General features: G+C 64.9%; 22 protein-coding genes and 2 tRNA genes. 13 read left to right on the forward strand and 11 right to left on the reverse strand.

Features of this window, described 5'->3' with window-relative positions; all coding sequences use genetic code 11:
* Nucleotides 1–183: 183 nt before the first annotated feature.
* From O0879_RS07625 to O0879_RS07640, 4 genes are all read left to right on the forward strand, one after another.
* Nucleotides 184–2,730 carry a sulfite reductase flavoprotein subunit alpha gene (locus tag O0879_RS07625; RefSeq protein ID WP_289915734.1) on the forward strand — a complete coding sequence of 849 codons (2,547 nt, stop codon included), beginning with the start codon at nucleotides 184–186 and terminating at the stop codon, nucleotides 2,728–2,730.
* 137 nt (nucleotides 2,731–2,867) lie between these two features.
* Nucleotides 2,868–3,050, forward strand: coding sequence for a hypothetical protein (locus tag O0879_RS07630; protein ID WP_251351239.1), 183 nt, complete (start codon nucleotides 2,868–2,870; stop codon nucleotides 3,048–3,050).
* A 151-nt stretch (nucleotides 3,051–3,201) separates the two neighbouring features.
* Nucleotides 3,202–3,357 carry a hypothetical protein gene (locus O0879_RS07635; protein WP_180278567.1) on the forward strand — a complete coding sequence of 52 codons (156 nt, stop codon included), beginning with the start codon at nucleotides 3,202–3,204 and terminating at the stop codon, nucleotides 3,355–3,357.
* A gap of 299 nt (nucleotides 3,358–3,656) precedes the next feature.
* A complete protein-coding gene (locus tag O0879_RS07640; RefSeq protein WP_099664476.1) occupies nucleotides 3,657–4,055 on the forward strand; it encodes a hemerythrin family protein in 399 nt (132 codons plus the stop codon).
* 3 nt (nucleotides 4,056–4,058) lie between these two features.
* Here the strand turns inward: O0879_RS07640 and O0879_RS07645 are convergent, their stop codons facing one another.
* Nucleotides 4,059–4,922 (reverse strand): hypothetical protein, encoded by an 864-nt coding sequence (locus O0879_RS07645; protein WP_289911550.1) that lies wholly within the window; start codon nucleotides 4,920–4,922, stop codon nucleotides 4,059–4,061.
* A 324-nt stretch (nucleotides 4,923–5,246) separates the two neighbouring features.
* Here O0879_RS07645 and O0879_RS07650 point away from each other — a divergent pair, with 324 nt between their 5' ends.
* Nucleotides 5,247–7,481: a TonB-dependent siderophore receptor gene (locus O0879_RS07650; RefSeq protein ID WP_289911551.1), complete on the forward strand. Its 2,235-nt coding sequence runs from the start codon at nucleotides 5,247–5,249 to the stop codon at nucleotides 7,479–7,481.
* Between the two features lie 15 nt (nucleotides 7,482–7,496).
* Here the strand turns inward: O0879_RS07650 and O0879_RS07655 are convergent, their stop codons facing one another.
* Complete coding sequence (locus O0879_RS07655; protein ID WP_289915736.1) at nucleotides 7,497–8,258, reverse strand: nucleotidyltransferase domain-containing protein; 762 nt, start codon at nucleotides 8,256–8,258, stop codon at nucleotides 7,497–7,499.
* A gap of 94 nt (nucleotides 8,259–8,352) precedes the next feature.
* On the opposite strand from O0879_RS07655, the gene O0879_RS07660 reads away from it, so the two are divergent.
* From O0879_RS07660 to O0879_RS07670, 3 genes are all read left to right on the forward strand, one after another.
* A complete protein-coding gene (locus O0879_RS07660) occupies nucleotides 8,353–8,919 on the forward strand; it encodes a methylated-DNA--[protein]-cysteine S-methyltransferase (RefSeq protein WP_289915738.1) in 567 nt (188 codons plus the stop codon).
* 58 nt (nucleotides 8,920–8,977) lie between these two features.
* Nucleotides 8,978–9,352: a DUF1294 domain-containing protein gene (locus O0879_RS07665; RefSeq protein WP_289915740.1), complete on the forward strand. Its 375-nt coding sequence runs from the start codon at nucleotides 8,978–8,980 to the stop codon at nucleotides 9,350–9,352.
* 124 nt (nucleotides 9,353–9,476) lie between these two features.
* Nucleotides 9,477–9,866: a hypothetical protein gene (locus tag O0879_RS07670; RefSeq protein ID WP_251351233.1), complete on the forward strand. Its 390-nt coding sequence runs from the start codon at nucleotides 9,477–9,479 to the stop codon at nucleotides 9,864–9,866.
* A gap of 88 nt (nucleotides 9,867–9,954) precedes the next feature.
* Here O0879_RS07670 and O0879_RS07675 read toward each other — a convergent pair whose 3' ends face one another.
* Complete coding sequence (locus tag O0879_RS07675) at nucleotides 9,955–10,674, reverse strand: hypothetical protein (RefSeq protein ID WP_289898943.1); 720 nt, start codon at nucleotides 10,672–10,674, stop codon at nucleotides 9,955–9,957.
* 158 nt (nucleotides 10,675–10,832) lie between these two features.
* On the opposite strand from O0879_RS07675, the gene O0879_RS07680 reads away from it, so the two are divergent.
* Nucleotides 10,833–11,012, forward strand: a complete 180-nt coding sequence (locus tag O0879_RS07680) for a hypothetical protein (protein WP_289915742.1) — start codon at nucleotides 10,833–10,835, stop codon at nucleotides 11,010–11,012.
* 124 nt (nucleotides 11,013–11,136) lie between these two features.
* Nucleotides 11,137–11,349, forward strand: coding sequence for a hypothetical protein (locus O0879_RS07685; RefSeq protein ID WP_099664484.1), 213 nt, complete (start codon nucleotides 11,137–11,139; stop codon nucleotides 11,347–11,349).
* Nucleotides 11,350–11,412: 63 nt separating this feature from the next.
* Here the strand turns inward: O0879_RS07685 and cydX are convergent, their stop codons facing one another.
* The 5 genes from cydX to cydD form a co-directional block, all read right to left on the reverse strand.
* A complete protein-coding gene (gene cydX / locus O0879_RS07690; protein WP_077402854.1) occupies nucleotides 11,413–11,538 on the reverse strand; it encodes a cytochrome bd-I oxidase subunit CydX in 126 nt (41 codons plus the stop codon).
* A gap of 22 nt (nucleotides 11,539–11,560) precedes the next feature.
* Nucleotides 11,561–12,715, reverse strand: coding sequence for a cytochrome d ubiquinol oxidase subunit II (gene cydB, locus O0879_RS07695; protein ID WP_099664485.1), 1,155 nt, complete (start codon nucleotides 12,713–12,715; stop codon nucleotides 11,561–11,563).
* Between the two features lie 13 nt (nucleotides 12,716–12,728).
* Nucleotides 12,729–14,306 carry a cytochrome ubiquinol oxidase subunit I gene (locus O0879_RS07700; protein ID WP_289905483.1) on the reverse strand — a complete coding sequence of 526 codons (1,578 nt, stop codon included), beginning with the start codon at nucleotides 14,304–14,306 and terminating at the stop codon, nucleotides 12,729–12,731.
* Nucleotides 14,307–14,420: 114 nt separating this feature from the next.
* Complete coding sequence (locus O0879_RS07705) at nucleotides 14,421–16,103, reverse strand: ATP-binding cassette domain-containing protein (RefSeq protein WP_289915744.1); 1,683 nt, start codon at nucleotides 16,101–16,103, stop codon at nucleotides 14,421–14,423.
* Nucleotides 16,100–17,788, reverse strand: a complete 1,689-nt coding sequence (gene cydD / locus O0879_RS07710) for a thiol reductant ABC exporter subunit CydD (RefSeq protein WP_289915747.1) — start codon at nucleotides 17,786–17,788, stop codon at nucleotides 16,100–16,102. Before cydD ends, O0879_RS07705 begins: the two co-directional genes overlap by 4 nt.
* 138 nt (nucleotides 17,789–17,926) lie before the next feature.
* Here cydD and O0879_RS07715 point away from each other — a divergent pair, with 138 nt between their 5' ends.
* From O0879_RS07715 to O0879_RS07725, 3 genes are all read left to right on the forward strand, one after another.
* Nucleotides 17,927–18,478, forward strand: a complete 552-nt coding sequence (locus tag O0879_RS07715; protein WP_175560510.1) for a GbsR/MarR family transcriptional regulator — start codon at nucleotides 17,927–17,929, stop codon at nucleotides 18,476–18,478.
* Nucleotides 18,479–18,767: 289 nt separating this feature from the next.
* Nucleotides 18,768–19,334 (forward strand): PEP-CTERM sorting domain-containing protein, encoded by a 567-nt coding sequence (locus O0879_RS07720; RefSeq protein WP_099664489.1) that lies wholly within the window; start codon nucleotides 18,768–18,770, stop codon nucleotides 19,332–19,334.
* A 145-nt stretch (nucleotides 19,335–19,479) separates the two neighbouring features.
* Nucleotides 19,480–19,659, forward strand: a complete 180-nt coding sequence (locus O0879_RS07725; RefSeq protein ID WP_251351227.1) for a hypothetical protein — start codon at nucleotides 19,480–19,482, stop codon at nucleotides 19,657–19,659.
* An 84-nt stretch (nucleotides 19,660–19,743) separates the two neighbouring features.
* On the opposite strand, the gene O0879_RS07730 is transcribed toward O0879_RS07725, so the two are convergent.
* The 3 genes from O0879_RS07730 to glmM form a co-directional block, all read right to left on the reverse strand.
* Nucleotides 19,744–19,818 (reverse strand) — tRNA-Arg (locus O0879_RS07730).
* Between the two features lie 94 nt (nucleotides 19,819–19,912).
* Nucleotides 19,913–19,989, reverse strand: a tRNA-Pro gene (locus O0879_RS07735).
* 81 nt (nucleotides 19,990–20,070) lie between these two features.
* Complete coding sequence (glmM, locus tag O0879_RS07740; protein WP_077402831.1) at nucleotides 20,071–21,408, reverse strand: phosphoglucosamine mutase; 1,338 nt, start codon at nucleotides 21,406–21,408, stop codon at nucleotides 20,071–20,073.
* Between the last annotated feature and the right edge of the window lie 3 nt (nucleotides 21,409–21,411).

The raw sequence follows: 21,411 nt of genomic DNA on the forward strand, positions 1-21,411 counted from the left end.
TTCACACAATTTCACGACGATGTAAATTATCAAAAGCATCATCCTGGCCTGGCGCGGGCATTTTGCGCAACAGTGCCAATGCTTCATCATTTGCGAATGATTCTCGTTTGCGTTAAAATGTCAGCCTTCCTTCTTCCCCGCCATGCCTGACGCCTCTGCATGGCGGCGCCATCGAAAGCCGCCATGACGACCTCCTCCCTTCCACAACCCCAGTTGCGCGCCAGCGCCGACGAGGCGCCGGAGACCCGCCAACAGCAACGCCTGCCTGCCGCCAACCCGCCGCAACGGCGCTGGCACTGGAGCTGGAAACAGGCGTGGTTTCAATTGCACTGGTTTATCGGCATCACGGCCGGCACGGTGCTGGTGATCATCGGCCTGAGCGGCGCCACCCTGGCGTTCAAGGATGAATTGCTCGATGTCATGAACCCCGGCGTGCGCCATGTCGCCGTGGAGACGCGCGCGCCGCTGACGCCTGGCCAGCTGAGCAACATTGCCGCTGACGAACATGGCCAGCGCGTCGCCTCCATCACCATGTATGCCGAAGCGGGCGCGGCGCCACGCGTCTTCTTCGCGCCGAAGAATGGCCAGCGGCGCGGCGAGTCCATTTATGTCCACCCCTACACGGGCGCCACCCAGCCGGCACTGACGGGCGCGGGCTTTTTCGAGTGGACGGAATCGCTGCACCGCTGGCTGCTGCTGCCCCGCGATCCGGGCCGGCAAGTGGCGGGCGCGCTGGCCCTGTGCCTGCTGGGACTGGCCCTGTCCGGCCTGTATCTGCGCTGGCCCCGCCGTCCGCTGGACTGGCGCACCTGGCTGACCTTCGACCCTGCATTAAAAGGCCGCTCCTTCCTGTGGAACCTGCACGCCGTGGCCGGCACCTGGTGCCTGGTGGTCTACGTGGCGCTGACCCTGACGGGCATTTACTGGAGCTATGACGTGGTGCGCGACAATATCGACGCCTGGGCCGGCAAGCCGCCCCGCGTGGCGCAAGCGCCGGGCAAGCAAGGCCAGTCCAGGGAAAAGAAAGAAGCGCCTGCCGTCGACCTCGGTCCGGCCTGGAGCAGCTTCCAGCAGCACGCCCCCGGCTGGACCCTGGCCAGCGTGCGCCTGCCGACACGCGCCGGCGAAGCCGTGCAATTCACGTGGCTGGCCAGCGACGCGCCGCACGAGCGGGCGCGCAGCCGCATGAGCATTGCAGCGGCCGACGGCGCGGTGACGGAAAACGAACCGTACAGCCAGCAAGCGCTGGGTGCGCGCCTCGTCAACATCATTTATCCGCTGCACATGGGCACGTATTTTGGCTTGCCGGGCCGCATCATCGTCACCCTGGCCAGCCTGGGCCTGCCCCTGTTCGCCATCACGGGCTGGATGCTGTACCTGGGCCGCCGCAAGGCGAAACGCGCCGTGCAGGCGCAGCGCGCCATGCTGGGCGCCGGCGCGCCGGGTAAGACGGACACGGGCTTGCCCACCCTGGTGGCCTACGCCAGCCAGTCAGGACAAGCCGAGCGCCTGGCCCTGGAAAGCGCGCGCGCCCTGCAGCAGGCGGGCGTGGCCGTCGACGTGCAATCGCTGGACCAGTTCGATCCCGCGCAATTGCGCCAGTACGAACGGGCCCTGATCGTCGCCAGCACCTTTGGCGAAGGCGAGGCGCCGGACGGCACGCGCCGCTTCGCGCGCCTGCTGCAGCAAACCTCCGGCACGCCGCTGGCGGGCCTGGAATTCGGCATGCTGGCCCTGGGCGACCGCCATTACAGCGCCTTCTGCGGCTTTGGCCATGCGCTGGCGCAACAATTGCAAACGCTGGGCGCCACGCCCCTGTTCCCCCTGATCGAAGTGGACAAGCACGACCCCGCCGCCCTGGCCGACTGGTCCACAGCGCTGGCCCGCTGCAGCGGCAGCGCCATCGACGCCATCGGCGTGCAGGAAGAAGCGTCATATGCCGAGTGGCGCCTGGCGCGCCGCGTGCTGCTCAACCCGGGCAGCCAGAGCGGCGAACTGCATGAAATCACCTTGACGGGCCCGGCCGGCGCCAGCTGGGAAGCGGGCGCGCTGGCGGAAATCATTCCCTGCAATGCAGACGGCAGCGATGGTGATGCCAGCAATGCCCATCACGCGCCGCGCAGCTACTCGATCGCCTCGCTGCCGTCCGATGGCGAACTGCAGTTGCTGGTACGCCAGGAACGCCATGCGGGCGAGGAAAATCAAGGCCATGGCCTCGGCTCCGGCTGGCTGACCCGCTTCGCCCCGCTGGACGCCATCATCCGCCTGCGCCTGCAAGCCAATCCGGCCTTCGCCCCCGCCCTGGTCGACGTGCCCTGCATTTATATCGGCAACGGTTCCGGCCTGGCCGGCCTGCGCTCGCACTTGCGCGCGCGCCAGCGGGCGGGACTGGCCCGCAACTGGCTGCTGTTCGGCGAGCGCCAGCAAGCTTTTGACAGCGTCTGCGGCACAGAGTTGCAAGGCTGGCTGGACGCTGGCCACCTGGCGCGCCTGGACCGCGTCTTTTCGCGCGATGGCGCCGATGCCGGCAAGCGTGAATACGTGCAAGACCGCCTGCGCGCCAACGCCGGGACGCTGCGCGACTGGCTGGCGCAAGGGGCCATCGTCTACGTGTGCGGCAGCCTGCAAGGCATGGCGGCAGGAATCGATGCTGTACTGCAAGAAATGCTGGGCCAAGAAGGTCTCGACGCCCTGCTGGCGGCCGGACGCTACCGCCGCGACGTGTATTGACCTGGCTCAAGCCATCGCCGGCGCCGCCCGGCTATGTGGGCCGGCGCACGGTCGGCGCCAATCATCGGACTACAGTGAGGGCATGGCGGCAGGGCGATAAACCCGCGCCGCCCCACTCACTGTCTGCGAGGCTTCCCATGAAAAACCCCTGGATGAGCATGTACCTGAGCGCCGCCAACCGCATCGCCAACACGGCGCGCGGCCATGCGACGGCCGCCGTCAAGCGCGAAGCGGCGAAAAATACCGGCGTGACGCAAGTGTGGTTCGATTCCTTCCTGCCCCCGACAGGCAAGCCGCGGCGCAGCCGCAAGGCGAAATAAGCTCCTGGCAATGGGCGAACTGGTGCGGTGCATCACAGCAATAAATTGAAGTTTCAATCAGATGAACTAAACTGCAAGCATGGTAGTACATAAGGAAGTGACCGGCAGGCGCCGCATCCCCGCGCCGCCGCCGGGACACCGGGAGACGACCATGTTGACGCTCAAAGTGCTGGCTTGCCTTGCCCTGTCGGCCTTGCTGCTCGTACCCCTCGTGCTGCGCGACGCGATGCAGACGTCCGCCGGGCAGCAGTTGCAGGTGCCGAATGTCGATGCGCAAGGCATGTGGGCCCACTGGCCTAAGCAATAAGACGCGCGGCTGAGAAAACACCGCTGACTGCGTTGCCGTGCCTAGTCGTACATTCGTACTGCCTTCGGCGCGGCGCCTTGCCAGCGGCGTTTTTCAGCGGCGCTCGGTAACACGTCGCATCGATGAAAACCGCTTTGTTGCGGGTGGGGATTTGTTCCCTTATGTACTTTGCTTTTTTCGTATTGCCTTCCTTCCCTCTTCATCACACTTTTGATCCAGATCATGGATTTCCACCTTTGCTGCGCCCAAACTGGAACAGTCCGCTTCGCACCGTGACGGACTTAACCTGGAGCATCAGCATGGGTAAATCGGATTGGAAGGATGAGATGGCGCTGGGCGTTCCCGTCATCGACGAGGCGCATGAGGCGCTGTTTCAGGAACTGGCGCGGCTGCAGCAGTTGGGCGACCAGCATTTCAGCATGGCGTTTCGCGAGCTGATCGCGGCCGTCGAACGCGATTTCCGCGAGGAAGAGGATTTGATGGAGCAAATCGCCTTTCCCTCGCTGGCCAACCACCGCGAACAGCATGCGCGCGTGCTCAGCGGTCTGCACCATGCCTGGGCCGCCGTCGATGAAGGCGACCTGGAACAGGGGCGCCATGCGCTGTCGCTGTTGCCGCAATGGCTGATCTTTCACCAGGCCACGATGGACCTGGCCCTGGCGGCGGCGCTGGAGCTGGTGCAGCGCCAGCCTAGCTAGCTTCTACAGCAGCAGCACCGTGGCTTGCTCGGGCAAGACGACGCGGTAGTGGCCCGGGTATTTGTCTTCGCCATCGAAAATCTTGCAAAACACGGGCTGGTTGATGTCGTTGACGGCGGCCTCGTTCATGGGCAGGGTGGCGATCAGCTGCTCGCCTTCGACCAGTTGCAGCGCGCTGCCCCGCTCGGCAGCGCAAAACGCCAGCGATTGCACATCGCTGGCGAACGGCCGCTTGTACCACGGCGTGATGGCCCGCACGGCGCGCCGGGCGTCCTGCAAGACCTGCCCCACGCGCTTGACGTTCCAGGCATCGCGCGCCACGGACGGCTGAAGCACGATATTCGCCGTCAACTCGCCCCTGTTCTTATTCACCAGGAAAGTACCGTCCTGCGCGGCGATGTCTTCGTTGAGCGGCACGACGAACACGCCGCCGTCGGACACCTTGATCGGCATGGGCGCGCCATTGCCTTGCAAGGCCACGCGCACGTCGTCGATGGTGGCGCTCAGCTTGGCCGGAATCAGGCGCAGGGCCATGACCACGCTGCCGCTCGACACTTGCCACACTTTCCGGGCCGTCAGATAACTGTCGCGGTAAGCCGTGAAGCGCACGCGCGGCGCCTTGGCGTCGCTGCTGGCGGTGACCGTCACCGTTTGCGATGGCAAGGTTTCCTCCGCGCCCGCCGGCGCCGCTGGCGCCACGGGCGTGGCTGGCGCAGGGGGTGGCGGCACGAGCGGCGGTGGCGCGACGGCGGCGGGCGGCACGCTGGCGCTCTGCAGCGGCGCGGGGATAGCCGGCGGCGCGTGCTCCTGGGCCTGGCCCAGCGACACGACACACAACCATCCGGCACAAGCGATCCATGTACGCATGCATTTCTTTCAATAAGGAAAATATTTTATCAGCGCCTGCATTATCGCAGAAGGCCAGCCCATGCGCCGCCCTTGGCCTGGCCGCACTCTTTTGGTGCGCACGCTTGATTATTTAACAAATACCACTTATATTGATAATGATTCTTATTCACATAAGTGAAGGGAATCGCGCGCCCTTCTTTTCCACTGCCCGCACGCGCCGGGCCTTGCGGTGGAACTGCTATCCAAGCCAGACCACGGGCCAGCGTCACGCCATCCCCCAGCTACTGCGCACCTCGCCAGACGAGATAGGAAAACACACAACTACAATATGCCAGGAAAATGATGCAATCAACGACAGTCTTCCCTCCTTCGCGCCAGCCCGCCTTGCGCCCCCTCCCCCGCCTGTTACACGTCGCCCTGCTGAGCCTAGCCGCCGGCACAGTCTTGCCGGCCCAGGCCGCCGACGCCGCCGCGGCCGACGTCACCATGCCGGCCGTCACCGTGCTGGGCCAGTCGATGGCCGGCACGGAAGGCACGCAGTCGTACACGACAGGCGAAGCGCGCAGCGCCACGCGCATGGACCTGTCCCTGCGCGAAACGCCGCAATCGGTCAGCGTCATCACGCGCCAGTTGCTCGACGACCTGGGCGCCGTGCGCCTGGACCAGGCGCTGGCGCAGACGACGGGCATCCAGGTTGGCCAGAATGACACGGAGCGCACGACCTTTTATGCGCGCGGCTTCGGCATCAACAATATCCAGATCGACGGCATGGCGCGCGGCGGCAATGCGCCGCTGCAAGACACGATTTTGTACGACCGCATCGAGGTCGTGCGCGGCGCCACCGGTCTGATGGGCGGCAAGGGCGACCCGTCGGCCACCATCAACATGATACGCAAGCGGCCGACGAAGGAATTCCAGGCCAGCGCCGGCCTCATCATGGGCCGCTGGGATGATCAGCGCGTCGAGGCCGACCTGTCCACGCCGCTGAACGCGCAGGGCAGCGTGCGCGCGCGCACGGCCCTGGCGTGGCAAAAACGCGACTCCTACCTGGACATGTATCACGAACGCAAGACGGTCGGCATGCTCATCGTCGAGGCGGACCTGCGTCCCGGCACCCTGCTGACGGCGGGCGTCGACTTCCAGGACAACCAGCCCACGGGCGCCACCTGGGGCGCCGTGCCCTACTGGAACGCGGACGGCAGCCTGGCGAATTTGCCGCGCAACACCAGCTGGACGGCGCCATGGAGCACCTGGGCCGAAAAGCAGCACACGGTGTTCACCTCGGTGGACCAGCGCCTGCCGGGCAACTGGAATCTGCACCTCGGCTATGCGCGCACGGAAAGCACGAACCGCACCACCGTTCTGTATGCGGGCAAAGGTTATCCCGATCCCGCCACGGGTAAAGGCATGGAACTGTGGACGGGCGCCCGGGGTGCGGGAGAAAGGAACAGCGACAATTTCGACGTCTACGCCAGCGGACCATTTACCTTGCTGGGACGCAAGCACACGGCCATCATCGGCTGGAATGGCAATAACGGCCAGGATCGCTCCCCCGGCGGCAAGGCGAAAATCGACTATGAACCTTTGGTCCCCGATTACCGCAGCTGGACGGGCAACATCCCCCGCCCCGTGTTCACCCCGGATGGCTCGCACACGGAAAGCGTGACGCGCCTGGCGGGCGGCTATGTGGCCACGCGTTTGAGCCTGGCCGACCCGCTGCACGTGATCATCGGCGCGCGCAGCAGCACCTATCGCACGGACACGCGCAGCTACAACACGCAAGGCGTGTACACGGGCAGCAGCGACTTTGTGGAAACGCGCAATGAAGTCACGCCGTACGTGGGCGCCGTGTTCGATATCAACAAGCAATATTCGGCCTACGCCAGCTTCACGCAGCTGTTCAACCCGCAAACGAGCAAGGACCGCAACAACCAGTTCCTGGCGCCGGAAACGGGCGACAATGCCGAGCTGGGCGTCAAGGGGGAATTCTATGAAGGCAAGCTGAATGCGTCGGCCGCCCTGTTCCACACGAAGAAAAAGAACCTGGCGGAACTCGACCGTTCCGTGCCGCCCGGCTTTTTGCTGCCCGACGGCGGCCAGGCCATGGTGGCCAACGGCGCCGGCGTGACGGCCAAGGGCGTCGAATTCGACGTTTCCGGCCAGTTAACGCCCGCCTGGGAAGCGAGCGGCGGCTATACCTATCTGCACGCGGCCGAGGCCGATGGCCGCCGCGCCGCCACCACGCAGCCGCGCCATTTGTTGCGCCTGGCCACCAGCTACCGTTTCGACGGCCGCCTGGCAGGGCTGAAAGCGGGCGCCAGCATGACGGCGCAAAGCGCCACCTACAGCGAATCGTGGTACGGCCGTCCGCCGTCAAGCGAGATGACGAACATCCCGCAAGCCGGTTATGCGCTGGTCAACGCCATGGCCAGCTATGCCATCAACCGCCATGCCAGCGTGCAGCTGAACGTGAATAACTTGCTCGACAAAAAGTACTACCGCAACGTGGGCTTCTTCGACGGCGTGTTCTGGGGCGAACCGCGCAACATCAGCCTGGCCGTGCGCACGGCATTTTAAGCGGGACGCAGTGCATCAGGCTGCCGGCGCGCTGCGCCAGTGCGCGGGCGCGGGCAAAGTGAAGCCTTCGAGCAAGGGACCGCCCACGGGCGCCAGCACGGCGCCGGCCACCTGCCCGAACGCACGCTGGCCGGCCGGCAAGTCGCTGGCGACCAGGCGCAGCGCGCCGTCCAGCTGCCCGGCGACGGCGGCGTCGAACGCCTGCAGGCGGCGGAACAGATGCTTGCCGCCGCCGCTCCATACGCCCGCCGCGCGCAAGTGCAGGTCGGCCAGCGCTTCGTACAGCTGGCAAGCCACGGCCAGCGCCTCGCCCGGGTGCACGCTGTCGACCAGGTCTTCCAGCGCGGTGGTGATGGCGTAGCGGCGGCGCTGCAGGTTTTCCACGTCGAGCAAGGGCGGCCCGGCTGCGGCGATGGCTTGCGCCAGCGCCAGCAGCTGCGCGTGCTGCGCTCCGGGCGCAAGGATGTTTTCCCCTTCCACCACCATCATCACCAGCGGCACCTTGCCGCCCGGCGCATCGATTTCCTTGCAAAAATACGTGAACGTGGCCATGTCGTGCGCGAACAGTTCCACCGTGCGCCCTTCGGCCACGAGCGTGTCGCGCCAGGCGCAATCGACGTGGTCGAACAGCAGCAGCAAGTCGATGTCGGAAGTGGGCGTCTGCCGGCCCGTGGCGAACGAACCGCCGATGATGGCCGCCACGGCCGTGGGATAGCGTTCACGCACCAGCCGCAAGGCGATCGCGCGGATAGCGTCATAGGTGGAAATGTCTGTCACAGCCAGTGCTCCTTGCCGAAAAGCACTATCCTACACGCGATACGCGGCCTGCCGCCATCCTGCTACACTGGCGCTCTCTGATCAAGGAACCAACATGGAATACGATTGCATCGTGGTGCCCTCGCCCGTGGGCGAGCTGACGCTGGTGGCGCGCGGATCGGCCCTGGCCGCCATCCTGTGGGAAAACGACAAGCCCAACCGCGTGCGCCTGGGCGCGATGCGCGTCGATGACGGTTGCGCCGTGCTGCAGGAAACAGCGCGCCAGTTGGCGGAATATTTCGCCGGCACGCGCCAGCGTTTTGACGTGCCGCTCGATTTCGCCGGCACGCCTTTCCAGCAGGAAGTGTGGCGCGCACTGCTGACGATACCGTATGGCCAGACGCGCAGCTATGGCGAGATCGCACGCCAGATCGGCCGTCCCGCCGCCGTGCGCGCCGTGGGCGCCGCCAACGGCAAGAATCCCATTTCCATCATCGCCCCCTGCCACAGGGTCATCGGCGCCACGGGCGAGTTGACGGGCTTTGCGGGCGGCCTGCATGCCAAGGAAACCCTGCTGGCGCTGGAAGGCATCGCCCTGTCCAGCGACCGCGAAGCGCTGAAAACGGGTCACGCCCGCCGCCGCGCCGTGCCCATCGATACAGCGCAGGGCTGCTTGTTTTAGGCGCGGCATCGCTCCCCTTGTGGGATACTCACGTCCTCCGTTCAAGCAAACACACCCTATGCCCTACCTTGTCATCCTGTTCTTTGTCGTCCTGTATTTGCTGGCCACGTTCTTTTTCCACATCCCCGCCCTAGTCGCCCTCGTGTATGGCGTGCTGAGCCTGAGCTGTTTCGTTGCCTATGCGATCGACAAATCGGCCGCCAAAGGGGGCCGCTGGCGCACCTCGGAACGCACCCTGCTGCTGCTGGGGCTGCTGTGCGGCTGGCCGGGCGCCGTGCTGGCACAGCAATGGCTGCGCCACAAGTCCAGCAAGCGCTCGTTCCGCATCCTGTTCTGGATCACGGTCGCCCTCAATATCGGCTCCTTCGTGTATTTCAGCATGCATTACGCGGCGCCCGATATCGGCACCGAGGTGGCGCCCATCGAACTGTAAAACTGCTTCCTGCCAAGATGTAACAATTATTGCAGCCCGTTGTTCTTGAAATGATCGCCTGTCAGAATATCAATATTCACGATATTCAAGCCAATTCATTTACACGGGAAAGCCCTTTTCGACCATGCGTACCTTGCAATTCCACAATTCCTTCCTGTTCCGCCTTGCCGCCGCGATTTGTTTCGCTATCACCTTGGCGGGCTGCACAAGCTATCGCTTTATTCCCCCGGACTCCGATGCGGGGCGTCAATGCGTGACGAGTTGCGGGACCAATCGGCAAATATGCATAGCCGGCAAGGAACAAGTTGCCGCGGCCCAGGCGCAAGCTTGCGAGATGCGCAACGTCAGTACCGTTTCCCTCTGCCTGGCCGTGGCGAAAACAGATGCGGACCGGGAACTGTGCTCGAAGAAACGCCAATATTGCGCCTCAAACAACTCTGCAACGTGGCAATGCGAGGCGGATTACCGCAGCTGCTATACGCAATGCGGCGGCAGGATCGAGGAAAGCGAATAAACGCTGACAGCCTGATACCGTCGAACAGGATGCCGCGTGGCGAGCGCAAGGCGCGATGAACGACGCGCGGCAGGCTTGATGCATCTGCTTACTCACCCAGCAGGCGCAGCGATTCCAGCCAGTCCGCCTTCCATTCGCGCAGCAACGGTTGCGTGGCGAACGCCTTCTTCAGGTGCGCCATCGGCACGCGGTGCACGTCGTGCAAGCCGAACGCCAACGTCACCGGATGCCACAGATGGCTGTTCTTGCCGCCACGCGAATTCTTGCGCACGCGCGCGCCATCGTCACCGAAGATGCCCACGCCGCTGGCCAACCCCTTGTCCAGGTCGACCTTGCCCACGCCGGCAAAGGCCAGCAGAATCTGCTCGCGCCCCAGGCCCTTCAAGGCGCTGGGCAAGACCACGGGGCCCTTGTCCGCCTCTGCGACATCCGGCTGCGGATGCTGCAACTCCTTGAGCAAACGCAACAGGTCGCGCTCCTGGAAGTGCAAGCCGTCCAGCGGCGCGCGCAATCCCGGCGCCTTCAGTTCGATGGCGATATTGCCCGAGTCGCGCGTAAAACGCAGCCACACGTCGTCCGCGCCCGAGGCCAGGTGCTGCTTGTCCCCGATAAACACGACGGGCGCCGCATAGCGCGTCACGCCGTCATGGAACAGCTCGGCCCATGCGTCGCTGTAATCGAGCCAGACGTAGGGCAAGCCGCCCTGCTCCAGCAAGCGCGCCAGGGTCCACGGCGTGCCGGTCTGTTCAGCCAGCCAGGCACAGGCGTCAAGGGCGGTGGCGCGGTATGGCAGGGATATGGCAGTCATGGCGGTTCCATCGATAAAAGTGGAGCGCAGTGTAGCAGACCTCGTCCTCATCCCCTTCGGCAGGCGCAGCGGGACGCTGCGCGATGTGCTAGGCTGGAAGCATCAGCACGCGCCATGCCCATTCCGGCCGCCTGGCGCACTACCGCGAGGGGATCACCATGCATTCGAGCACCAACGCCGCCACCGCACCTGCCCCGCCACCGGAACGCGATTCGCCCACGCCGGCCAGCGAAAGCCATGCCGAGGAAGCGCTCGATGAAGCGCTGAAGGAAAGCTTCCCGGCCAGCGACCCGATCGCCATTTCCACGCCAAAACCAGCCGGCAAGACGCCGCCCTGATGGCGCGCCTTGCCAGCCACCGTTGCGGTGGCTTTTTTTTGCCTGAACTGAATCCGGACGCCCCGCCCCCGCGTAGATGGCTATGCCACGACCGAACGAAGTTACTACGCGGAAAGGAAACGCCATGCAGCATTACAGCAAAAAGACGGATCCCCTGGACCAGCGCCTGTACCTGGCCCAGCGCATCGACCGGGCCGATGCGCGCCTGCAACGCTTGCACGATGCGGCCGAGCGCGAACGCTGCGCGCAATGGATCACGGCCTGGGCCGTGGCGGCGGGCGCCGACGCGCCGCGCGGCATGAAGCTGCGCATCCGCGGCGAATTCATCCTGCTTTGATCCAAAACAAAAGCCCCGCCCGGTGCATGCGCACGGGGCGGGGCCTGTCAAACCGGCACGGACTTAATCTGACGTGTCGCGGTACTGCTCGGGCGTCGTGTCGCCATCGGCGACTTCATACCACATCGCATTGAGCACGGCGAAGGTCGCCGCCAGCGGAAGACCCAGTATCCAGGCGAAATACCACATAGTTATATCCTTTCGTTGATTCTTAGTAGGCGTGACCGCTGTCGTCCTTGATTGCTTTTGCATCAACCTTGCCCCACAGCACTTTATATACCCACGTCGTGTACGCCACGATGAGGGGAATGAAGACGGCCGTGACGACCAGCATGATGAACAGGGTCATATGGCTGGACGAGGAATCCCACACCGTCAGGCTGGCGCGCGGGTCGATCGACGATGGCAGGATGAACGGGAACATGGCCGCGCCCACGCCGAGGATGATGCCGGCGATGCCAGCCGCGCTGGCCAGCAAGGCGGGCACTTCGCGGCGCGCGCGCTGGAAGGCGAAGGCCAGCAGCGGGCAAAGCAGGCCCAGCGCAGGGGCGATCCAGGTCCAGGGATGGGCGGCAAAGTTGAGGAACCAGGCGCCCACGTGCACTTCCGCCGTTTTCAGCATCGGGTTCGACGGACCGTCGACCACCACCGTGCTGCTGATGCGGTAGCCATCGACCCACAGCCACAGGGCCACGCCGGCCAGCGCATACAGCACGACGGTGGCAAGCGCCGCCACGCTGCCGTAGCGGCGCGCCCGTTCGGCAACCGGGCCGTCCGTTTTCAGCTGCAGCCAGGTGGCGCCGTGCATCACCAGCATGGCCACCGAGACGAGGCCGCACAGCAGCGCGAACGGGTTGAGCAGCGCAAAGAAGCTGCCGTCATAGAAGATATGCATGTCTGGCGAGAAACGGAACGGCACGCCTTGCAGCACGTTGCCGATGGCCACGCCGCAGATCAGGGCCGGCACGAAGCCGCCCACGAACAGGGCCGCATCCCAGCGGGCGCGCCAGCGCGGGTCTTCGCGCTTGCTGCGGAACTTGAAGGCCACGGGGCGCACGATCAGCGCCACGAGGATGACGAACATGGCCAGGTAAAAGCCCGAAAACGACACGGCGTACAGCTGCGGCCAGGCGGCAAAGATGGCGCCGCCGCCAAGGATCAGCCACACCTGGTTGCCTTCCCACACGGGACCGATACTGTTGATGACGACCCTGCGCTCGAGGTCCGTCTTGCCGACGAAGGGCAGCAGGATGCCCGTGCCCAGGTCGAAGCCGTCCGTGATGGCAAAGCCCACCAGCAAGATGCCGATCAGCAGCCACCAGATCAGGCGCAGTGTTTCGTAAGAAATCATTTCATGCAAAATCATGGTCTGGCCCTCCTTAGGCGCGTTGAGTATGAATGGCTGCGGGGGCTGGCACGGGGGCCGGCGCCTTCTCTTCCGGCCCCTTGCGGATGGCCTTGAGCATGAGCTTCATTTCAATAATCAACAGCACCGTGTAGATGGCGGCAAAGCCGGCAATCGTGATCAGGAGGGTCGAAGCGCCCAGGTTCGAGACGGCCACGGCCGTCGGCAGCACGCCTTCGATCACCCACGGCTGGCGGCCCACTTCGGCCACGATCCAGCCCGCTTCAATGGCCACCCACGGCAGCGGGATGGCGAATACGGCCAGCTTCAGCAGCCAGCGGTGCTTGTCCAGGGTGCGGCGCGTCGACAGCAGGAAGAACGTGCCGGTCAACAAGATAAAGAACATGCCCAGGCCCACCATCACGCGGAAGGACCAGAACAGGGGCGCCACGGGCGGCACGGTATCGAGCGCGGCCTTGCGAATTTGCTCGGGCGTGGCCTGGCGCGGGTCGTCGACATAGCGTTTCAGCAGCAAGGCATAGCCCATGGACTGGCCTTTCGACTCGAACATGTCCTTCGCATCCTGCGGCACGGGGCTGCCCGGCGCCACGCTGCGGATGGTTTGCAGCGCGTCATACGCCTTGATGCCATCCTTGATCAGCAGTTCGCCGCGGTCGACCAATTGCTCGATGCCGGGGATTTCCGTCGTCAGCGAACGCGTGCCGATCAAGCCCATCACCATCGGGATGTGCACGGCGTAATGCGTCTCGCGCGCTTTCGCGTCGGGGAAGCCGAAGGCCGTGAAGGCGGCCGGGGCCGGCTCCGTGGTCCACATGGCCTCGATCGCGGCCAGCTTCATCTTTTGGTGTTCCGACGACAGGTAGCCGCTTTCATCGCCCAGTACCACCACCGACAGCGAGGCGGCCAGGCCGAACGAGGCGGCGACCGTCATCGAGCGCTTGGCCAGCTGCACGTGGCGGCCCTTCAGCAGATACCAGGCGGAAATACCCAGCACGAACACGGCTGCGGCCGTATAGCCGGCCGACACCGTGTGCACGAATTTCGCCTGAGCAACAGGATTCGTCAGCACGGCGCCGAAATCCGTCACTTCCATGCGCATGGTTTGCGGATTGAAGGCCGCGCCGACGGGATTTTGCATCCAGCCGTTGGCGATCAGGATCCACAGGGCCGAGAAGTTCGAACCGATGGCCACCAGCCAGGTCGTGACCAGGTGGCCCCGCTTCGACAGCTTGTCCCAGCCGAAGAAGAACAGGCCGACGAAGGTCGCTTCCAGGAAGAAGGCCATCAAGCCCTCGATGGCCAGCGGCGCGCCGAAAATGTCGCCCACGTAATGGCTGTAGTAGCTCCAGTTCATGCCGAACTGGAATTCCATGACGATGCCCGTCGCCACGCCCATGGCGAAGTTGATGCCGAACAAGACACCCCAGAACTTGGTCATGTCGCGCCAGATGGGGCGGTTCGTCATCACGTAAACCGTCTCCATGATGGCGAGGATCACTGACAGGCCTATCGTCAGCGGAACGAATATAAAGTGGTACAGGGCTGTCAGCGCAAACTGCAGTCTGGATAAAGCGACAATATCGAAGTCCATATGATTTCCTTGGTGTTTCCCTACTGTAATTGTAAACTTGGTATCTATCTGATGCGATTCGATTGGTTCCGCCGCCTTCGGGCTGGCGTGCGGCACCGCCTGTCTCCGTTCTTGTCAATCCCCCCGCAAGCCCGCCAGGGCCGCTTCGAAGCCATCCGTGCCGCGCCGCAGCTCTTCGACGATGCGGCCGTCGCGGATGCGCAGCAGCCGGTCCGCCAGCGCCGCTTCGCGCCGCAAGTGGGTTGCGATCAGCAAGCTGCGCCCTTCGCAGCGCGCGCGCAAGCGCTGCAAAACGTCGCTTGCCGTCCCAGCATTCAGTGCTTCCGTCGCTTCGTCGAGCAGCCACAAGGTCGATTCGTGCAGGAACAGCCGCGCCAGCGCCAAACGCCGTGCCTGGCCGCCCGACAAGCCCAGGCCGCCCTCGCCCAGCATGGTGTCGAGGCCGCCTGCCAGGGCGCGCACCTCGTCGTCCAGGCCGGCCGCCTGCAGCGCCGCCCACAGCTGCGCATCGCTGGCGGCGGGGTCGGCCAGGCGCAGGTTGTCGCGCAAGCTGTCCTGGAACAATTCCGTCTTCTGCGTAAACAGACAGGCACGCGGCGCGCTCACCTTGCCCGACAATGGCGCCAACTCGCGCGCGGCCAGGGCCAGCAAGGTGGACTTGCCCGCGCCGCTGGGGCCGATCAAGGCCACGCGCTCGCCGGCGGCGATGTGCAGCGATACGTCATGCAGGATGGCAACGTGGCTGCCCGCATGCGCGGCGCTGACGCGTTCCAGGCGCAAGCCCGGTGCGGCATCCAGGGGCAGCGTGGCGACATCCTGCTGCTCCAGGCGCGGCGCCAGGCGGCGCATGGCCAGCAGCATGCGCCCCGCTTCCAGCGCGCCGCGGCGCAGTCCCGCAAACGGTTCCACGGCCGTCAGGGCGATCAGCAGGGCCAGCGCCGCGGCCGGCACGCTCAGCGCCTGCTGCTGCACCAGCGCGGCGACGGCCAGCAGCACCCCGGCCAGGGTCGCGCTGCCGGCCACGCCATACGCGGCGCCCGCCGCCGTTTCCAGGCGCAGCAGGGTGAAATCGGCTTGCGCCAGCGAGCGGTCGATCCGCGCCAGCGCCGCGCACTGGGCGTCGATGCGGCCCGCCATCACCAGGTCCGTCTGGCCGGCCACCAGGTCGATGGCGCCGGAACGCAGTTTTTCGATGGCGCGCGAGCGCAGGATGGCCGGGCGGCGGGCGCGGCGCGCCACGCTCCAGCTGATGCCGCCGCCGGCGGCCAGCAGCCACGCGGCCAGTCCCAGGCCCAGCTGCCACTGCATCACGCCCAGCGCCACGCCCGCCAGCAAGGCCGCGCACAGGGCCGTGAAGGCGGGCACCAGCAGGCGCAGGTACAGCGATTCGAGCGCATCGATATCGGCCGTCAGGCGGAACAGCAGCTTGGCGGGCTGGCGCAGCAGGCGGCTGGCCGCTTCCGGGCGCGACCAGCCGCGAAACAGTTGCACGCGGATGCTGGCCAGCGCGGCGAACGTGGCGTCGTGCGTGACGAGGCGTTCCGCATAGCGCGAACCCGTGCGGCCGATGGCCAGCAGGCGGATGCCGGCCGACGGGCCGAACACGTCGAACAGGATGGCCGTCGAGGCATGCAGGCCGGCAATCGACGTGGCCGTGATGAACCAGCCGGACAAGCCCAATAAGGCCATGCCGGACACCGCCGTCAGGGCCGCCAGCAAGGCGCCCCCGATCAGCTTGCCTGGTTGGGCCAGCAGTAATTGCCGCAGGACGGGATGCGAGATCAATGTGGTGTTCATGCGCGCAACTCCTGTGCCTGCGCCAGGGCATCGACCTGCACCGTGCGCTGCAGGCGCCCGGCCAGCACGGGGTCGTGCGTGGCGACGATCATCGTCTTGCCTTTCGCCAATTCCAGCAAGGCGTCCGTCACGCGCGCCGCCGTTTCGCTGTCCAGGTGGGCCGTCGGTTCATCGACCAGCAGCAAGTCCGCGTGCGGATGCAGGACCACGCGGGCCAGGGCCAGGCGCACGGCTTCGCCGCCGGACAAGCCCTGCCCGCCATCGCTGAGCATGACGGCCGGCTGCGCCTGCGCCACGGCAGCCAGGTCGGCCAGGTGCAGCGCCTGCGTCACTTGCGCGGCATGCGCGCCGACGCGGCCCAGGGTCACGTTCTGGCTGACGGAGGCGGCAAACACGTGGGGACGCTGGCCCATCCACGCCATGCGCTGGCGCAAGGTATTCACGGTGCCGTCGGTCAGGCGCACGCCGCCGATGCGGATCTCGCCGCCGCTGGCGGGCAGCAGGCCGGCCAGCAGGGACAGCAAGGTGGTCTTGCCGGCGCCGCTGGCGCCCAGCAGGGCCACATGTTCGCCGGCGCGCACGGTCAGGTCGAAGCCGTCGAAGACGGGCGCCTCGCCGGGATGGGCAAAGCGCAGTTGATGGATATCAATAGCGGGCGGCGGCGCCACCGCCATGGCGGCGGCGGAGACGGCAGCGGCTGCCACGCCGGCGCCGGGCAGGGGCACGCCTTCGGCCGCCAGGTCGTGCAGGCCGGCCAGGCCCGCTTCGCCGGCCGCCTTGTCGTGCCAGACGGCGGCCAGTTCGCGCAAGGGTTCGAAAAACGCGGGCGCCAGCAGCAGGATGAACAAGCCCTGCCCCAGGCTCAGTTCGCGGCCCCAGGTGCCGAAATTGATGCTGCCCAGCAAGGAGAAACCGATAAACGCGGCCACCATGGCGACACCGAGCGCGGAAAACAGTTCCAGCACGGCGGACGACAGGAAGGCGATGCGCAGCACCACCATCGTGCGCCGGCGCACGGATTGCGACGAAGCATCCAGGCGTTCGGCCGTGACATCGACGGCATCGAGCGCGCGCAGGGTGGCCAAGCCGCGCAGGCGGTCCAATAGAAAGGCGTTCATGCTGCCCATCTCCACCATCTGCGCGCGGCTGGCCGCTTGCGCACCCATGCCCACGAGGGCCATGAAGACGGGAATCAGGGGCGCGGCGATGAGCAGGATCAGCGCGGCGATCCACGACAGGGGCGTCACCACGGCGAGGATCACGAGCGGCACGAGCATGACTTTCCAGCGCGCGGGCTTGTAGCGCACCAGGTAGGGCACGATGGCTTCGGCCTGCTCGGCGATGACGCTGGCCGCCTGGCCCGACTGGGCGCGCTGGCGGTCCAGCGGCGAACGGTGCGCCAGCGCTTGCGCCACTTGCACGCGCAAGGTGGACAGGTGGTCGCGCGCCGCCGCATACATGCGCCGCGCGCCCCACGCTTCGCAGCCGGCGCGCAGCACGCCCAGCAGCAGCACGCCGGCGGCCGGCAACAGGGCCGCGCGCCAGGGTGCACCGGCCAGCATGGCTTGCACGGCCCAGGCCAGCAAGGCCGCTTGCGGCAGCCACAGCAAGGCGGCGCCGCCCTGCGCCAGGCTGGCGGCACGGGGAAGGATAAAGCGGGGCAAGGACAGCGGCGTGGTAGGCATATCTATACTTTTTGAGTTTTCAGAATTTTCTGTAAATTCGATATTTTGTATAATACTGCGAAACATGACATATATCAATTGACCCTGCGGGTGTGGCGTGAAAAAATTCAGATAATTATGAAAACTCAACATATCCAAATGACGCCGCTGATCCTGACCTTCGTCAGCCATTTCGGCGAGATGGGCAGCCGCTGGGGCTTTAACCGGACAGTGGGGCAAGTGTACGCCTTGTTGTTTGTCGCAGAGCATCCTTTACACGCGGATGAAATCGCGGAACACCTGAGTTTTTCACGCTCGAACGTGAGCATCGGCTTGAAGGAATTGCAGGGCTGGGGCTTGATCCGCCAGTCGCGCATCCCCGGCGACCGGCGCGAGTATTTTTCCTCGCTGGGTGATGTGTGGCAAATCTTCCGCGTGGTGGCCGCCGAGCGCCGCCGCCGCGAAGTGGCGCCCACCCTGACGGTGCTGCGCGAATCGCTGCTGGCGCCGGCCACGGAACCCGTCGACCAGTATGCGCAGGAGCGCATGCGCGAAATGTATGAACTGGTCGACCTGGCCAACACCTGGTTCGACGACTTGCAGCGCCTGTCGCCCGAATCGATGGCGCAGCTGATGAAAATGGGCGCCAAGGTGCAAAAGCTGCTCAATGCCAAGGATCGCTTGTTCGGCGTCAGCAATAACAACGACTGAAACCCGCCTCCCCTCTCCCTACTCAATGCATTGCTAGCACAAGCTAGCGTGCCTTGTCACGCCATTTCCGCTCGCCGCGCAGGCTTTCGCCAGCACAGCCATACATAGCCGTATGCGATGTTGTCAAGCATGCCAATAGCATTATTTAAATTGTATTAATTTACATCAAGACTAAGCTTGCATATGCGTACTCACGCAAAGGCGACCGGGCGACAAGTCGACCTCCCTGACCGGACGGCGCGCACCCTGAAGCAGTGAAATGTCTGCAATAAAATAAAAGGGGATTTTCATGAAAAGCATAACAAGCATTGCCATACGGGCATCCATGCTGGCCGCCCTGACGGCCTGCATGGGCGTGGCACAGGCTGCTACATGGGTCGATGTGGGACCGGCCAGCGGTTTCAGCATCGAAGGCAGCACCGTCACTTACTCGCCGTCACCTGCCCTCATGGTGAAATACTATAACGACAATCTCGTGCCGCAGAGTCCCACCGACATCCAGGGCTATATCAACGGCGTTTTCGGCACCAGCCTGGGTGCGGCCGTCTCGTTTTGCGACAATGCCACCTCAGGCTGCACCGCGGGCACCACGGCAGGCGCCAGCGGCGGGGTGAATTCCTTCACGAGTGCGGCGGCCTATGATTACCTGGCCATCCATTTCGGCCAGGGCGAACTGGTCTTCCAATGGGCAGCGCCCGTCGCAGCCGGCACGACCTTCACGGTGGCAGGCTTGCCCAAGGACCTGAGCAATTACCGCGCCTACGTTTCCGCCGTCCCTGAACCGGAAACCTATGCCATGCTGCTCGCCGGCCTGGGCCTGCTCGGCGTCCTGGCGCGCCGCCGCCAGGCAAAATAAGAGCATCGGGCAAGACCCGCAACACGGCGCCGGCGCACCCATGTTTACAGCGCGCTTGCGCCGCGCCACCCACTCTTTACACCGCCTTTATGCCTCTCCCGCTATGCTGACCGGCATCTTCAGTCACCGTTGCGAGGGAGCCCACATGCATGAATCCCCATTCCAGCCGCGCGCGCGCCATGCGCTGCGCCAGCACTTGCCCGTGCGCGAACGGCTGCGCCTGGCACGCCTGGCCAGCAAGAAAGTGCTGTCGCTGTGTTCCGCGCTGCTGTGCGCGGCGCCGCTGCTGTATTTGCTGAGCTTAGTGCTGGGCGCGCAGCCCTGAACAGCTGCGCGGAAACCGGATGTGGGGGAAAGATGGGGTGCGTTGCGGCAGCTTGGCGCCGCATGATCGTGGCCAGTATGAAACTGGTCCGCCCAGAGGGAATCGAACCCCCATTCACGGTTTAGAAGACCGTTGTCCTATCCGTTGAACGATGGGCGGAGAGGTGCAGTATTTTAATCCATGCGCGCCAGCAATGAAATGCCAGCGCGGAATAGAAAACGGGCTGTCATTTCTGACAGCCCGCTTATGACTTTGGTCGGAGTACAAGGATTCGAACCTTGGACCCCCTGGTCCCAAACCAGGTGCGCTACCGGGCTGCGCCACACTCCGAAGACAAGATAATAACGCCCCCACCCAATTTCGTCAATTGCCATAGACGAATTAGATGGAAATAACTATCGCTCCCTGCCTTTATGCACCGACCTTGTCGGCAATGCGGCGCGCCATCGACTCGGCCTTTTCCTTATCTTTCGCCTCCACCATCACGCGGATCAGCGGCTCGGTGCCGGAAGCGCGGATCAGCACGCGGCCCGTGTCGCCCAGCTCGGCCTCGACCAGTTCTTTCTCGGCCACCATGGCGGCATTTTTTTGCCAGTCGAAACCGGGCGCCACGCGCAGGTTGATCAGGGTTTGCGGGAACAGCACCAGTTCGGCCAGGCATTGCTGCAGGCTCTGGCCGCTGCGCTTGAGGGCGGACAATACTTGCAGCGCGGAAACGATGCCGTCGCCCGTCGTGTGCTTGTCCAGGCACAGCAGATGGCCGGAACCTTCACCGCCCAGTATCCAGCCCTTTTCCTTCATGACTTCCAGCACGTAGCGGTCGCCCACCTTGGCGCGCGCAAAGCCGATGCCCTGCTGCTTGAACAGCACTTCCAGCGCCATATTCGTCATCAGGGTGCCGACGGCGCCGGCCACGGGACCTGTCGCCAGGCGGTCCTTGACCATGACGTATAACAATTCGTCGCCGTTATACAGGCGGCCCGTGGCATCGCACATGATCAGGCGGTCGGCGTCGCCATCGAGGGCGATGCCCAGGTCGGCGCCGTGCTCGACGACGGCTTCGGCCATGGCCTTGGTTGCCGTGGCGCCGAAGCCCGCATTGATATTGAAACCGTCGGGCTTGTTGCCGATGGCGATGACTTCCGCGCCCAGCTCATGGAACACGTGCGGCGCGATATGGTAGGCGGCGCCGTGCGCGCAATCGACGACGATCTTCAGGCCGCGCAAGTCCAGCTCGTTCGGGAAGGTACCCTTGCAAAATTCGATGTAGCGGCCCTGGGCATCGTCCAGGCGCTTGGCGCGGCCCAGCTTGTCCGATGGCACGCAAGCCATGGGCTCGTCGAGTGCCGCTTCGATTTCCAGTTCCACGCTGTCGGGCAGCTTGGTGCCCTGGCCGGAAAAGAACTTGATGCCATTGTCGTGGTACGGGTTGTGCGAGGCGGAAATGACCACGCCGGCCGACAGGCGCAGCGCCCGCGTCAGGTAGGCGATCGCCGGGGTCGGCATGGGACCGGCCAGCATCACGTCCACGCCGGCGGCCGACAGGCCCGCTTCCAGCGCCGCTTCCAGCATGTAGCCGGAAATGCGCGTGTCCTTGCCGATCAGCACCGTCGGTCGCGTCTTGCCGCCTTGCGACTTGGCCAGCACCTTGCCGGCAGCATAGCCGAGGCGCATGACGAAGTCGGGGGTGATCGGAGCCGTGCCCACCAGGCCGCGGATGCCATCCGTGCCAAAATATTTACGCGTCATAGT

It is taken from the genome of Janthinobacterium sp. SUN120, assembly GCF_030397735.1.
Lineage (GTDB): Bacteria > Pseudomonadota > Gammaproteobacteria > Burkholderiales > Burkholderiaceae_D > Janthinobacterium > Janthinobacterium kumbetense.

Excerpts from the sequence above, each read along its gene's own strand:
- O0879_RS07625 (WP_289915734.1), top strand. The coding sequence starts at position 184 with ATGACGACCTCCTCCCTTCCACAACCCCAGTTGCGCGCCAGCGCCGAC.
- O0879_RS07630 (WP_251351239.1), top strand. The coding sequence starts at position 2,868 with ATGAAAAACCCCTGGATGAGCATGTACCTGAGCGCCGCCAACCGCATC.
- O0879_RS07635 (WP_180278567.1), top strand. The coding sequence starts at position 3,202 with ATGTTGACGCTCAAAGTGCTGGCTTGCCTTGCCCTGTCGGCCTTGCTG.
- O0879_RS07640 (WP_099664476.1), top strand. The coding sequence starts at position 3,657 with ATGGGTAAATCGGATTGGAAGGATGAGATGGCGCTGGGCGTTCCCGTC.
- O0879_RS07645 (WP_289911550.1), bottom strand. The coding sequence starts at position 4,922 with ATGCGTACATGGATCGCTTGTGCCGGATGGTTGTGTGTCGTGTCGCTG.
- O0879_RS07650 (WP_289911551.1), top strand. The coding sequence starts at position 5,247 with ATGCAATCAACGACAGTCTTCCCTCCTTCGCGCCAGCCCGCCTTGCGC.
- O0879_RS07660 (WP_289915738.1), top strand. The coding sequence starts at position 8,353 with ATGGAATACGATTGCATCGTGGTGCCCTCGCCCGTGGGCGAGCTGACG.
- O0879_RS07665 (WP_289915740.1), top strand. The coding sequence starts at position 8,978 with ATGCCCTACCTTGTCATCCTGTTCTTTGTCGTCCTGTATTTGCTGGCC.
- O0879_RS07670 (WP_251351233.1), top strand. The coding sequence starts at position 9,477 with ATGCGTACCTTGCAATTCCACAATTCCTTCCTGTTCCGCCTTGCCGCC.
- O0879_RS07675 (WP_289898943.1), bottom strand. The coding sequence starts at position 10,674 with ATGACTGCCATATCCCTGCCATACCGCGCCACCGCCCTTGACGCCTGT.
- O0879_RS07680 (WP_289915742.1), top strand. The coding sequence starts at position 10,833 with ATGCATTCGAGCACCAACGCCGCCACCGCACCTGCCCCGCCACCGGAA.
- O0879_RS07685 (WP_099664484.1), top strand. The coding sequence starts at position 11,137 with ATGCAGCATTACAGCAAAAAGACGGATCCCCTGGACCAGCGCCTGTAC.
- cydX (WP_077402854.1), bottom strand. The coding sequence starts at position 11,538 with ATGTGGTATTTCGCCTGGATACTGGGTCTTCCGCTGGCGGCGACCTTC.
- cydB (WP_099664485.1), bottom strand. The coding sequence starts at position 12,715 with ATGATTTTGCATGAAATGATTTCTTACGAAACACTGCGCCTGATCTGG.
- O0879_RS07700 (WP_289905483.1), bottom strand. The coding sequence starts at position 14,306 with ATGGACTTCGATATTGTCGCTTTATCCAGACTGCAGTTTGCGCTGACA.
- O0879_RS07705 (WP_289915744.1), bottom strand. The coding sequence starts at position 16,103 with ATGAACACCACATTGATCTCGCATCCCGTCCTGCGGCAATTACTGCTG.
- cydD (WP_289915747.1), bottom strand. The coding sequence starts at position 17,788 with ATGCCTACCACGCCGCTGTCCTTGCCCCGCTTTATCCTTCCCCGTGCC.
- O0879_RS07715 (WP_175560510.1), top strand. The coding sequence starts at position 17,927 with ATGACGCCGCTGATCCTGACCTTCGTCAGCCATTTCGGCGAGATGGGC.
- O0879_RS07720 (WP_099664489.1), top strand. The coding sequence starts at position 18,768 with ATGAAAAGCATAACAAGCATTGCCATACGGGCATCCATGCTGGCCGCC.
- O0879_RS07725 (WP_251351227.1), top strand. The coding sequence starts at position 19,480 with ATGCATGAATCCCCATTCCAGCCGCGCGCGCGCCATGCGCTGCGCCAG.
- glmM (WP_077402831.1), bottom strand. The coding sequence starts at position 21,408 with ATGACGCGTAAATATTTTGGCACGGATGGCATCCGCGGCCTGGTGGGC.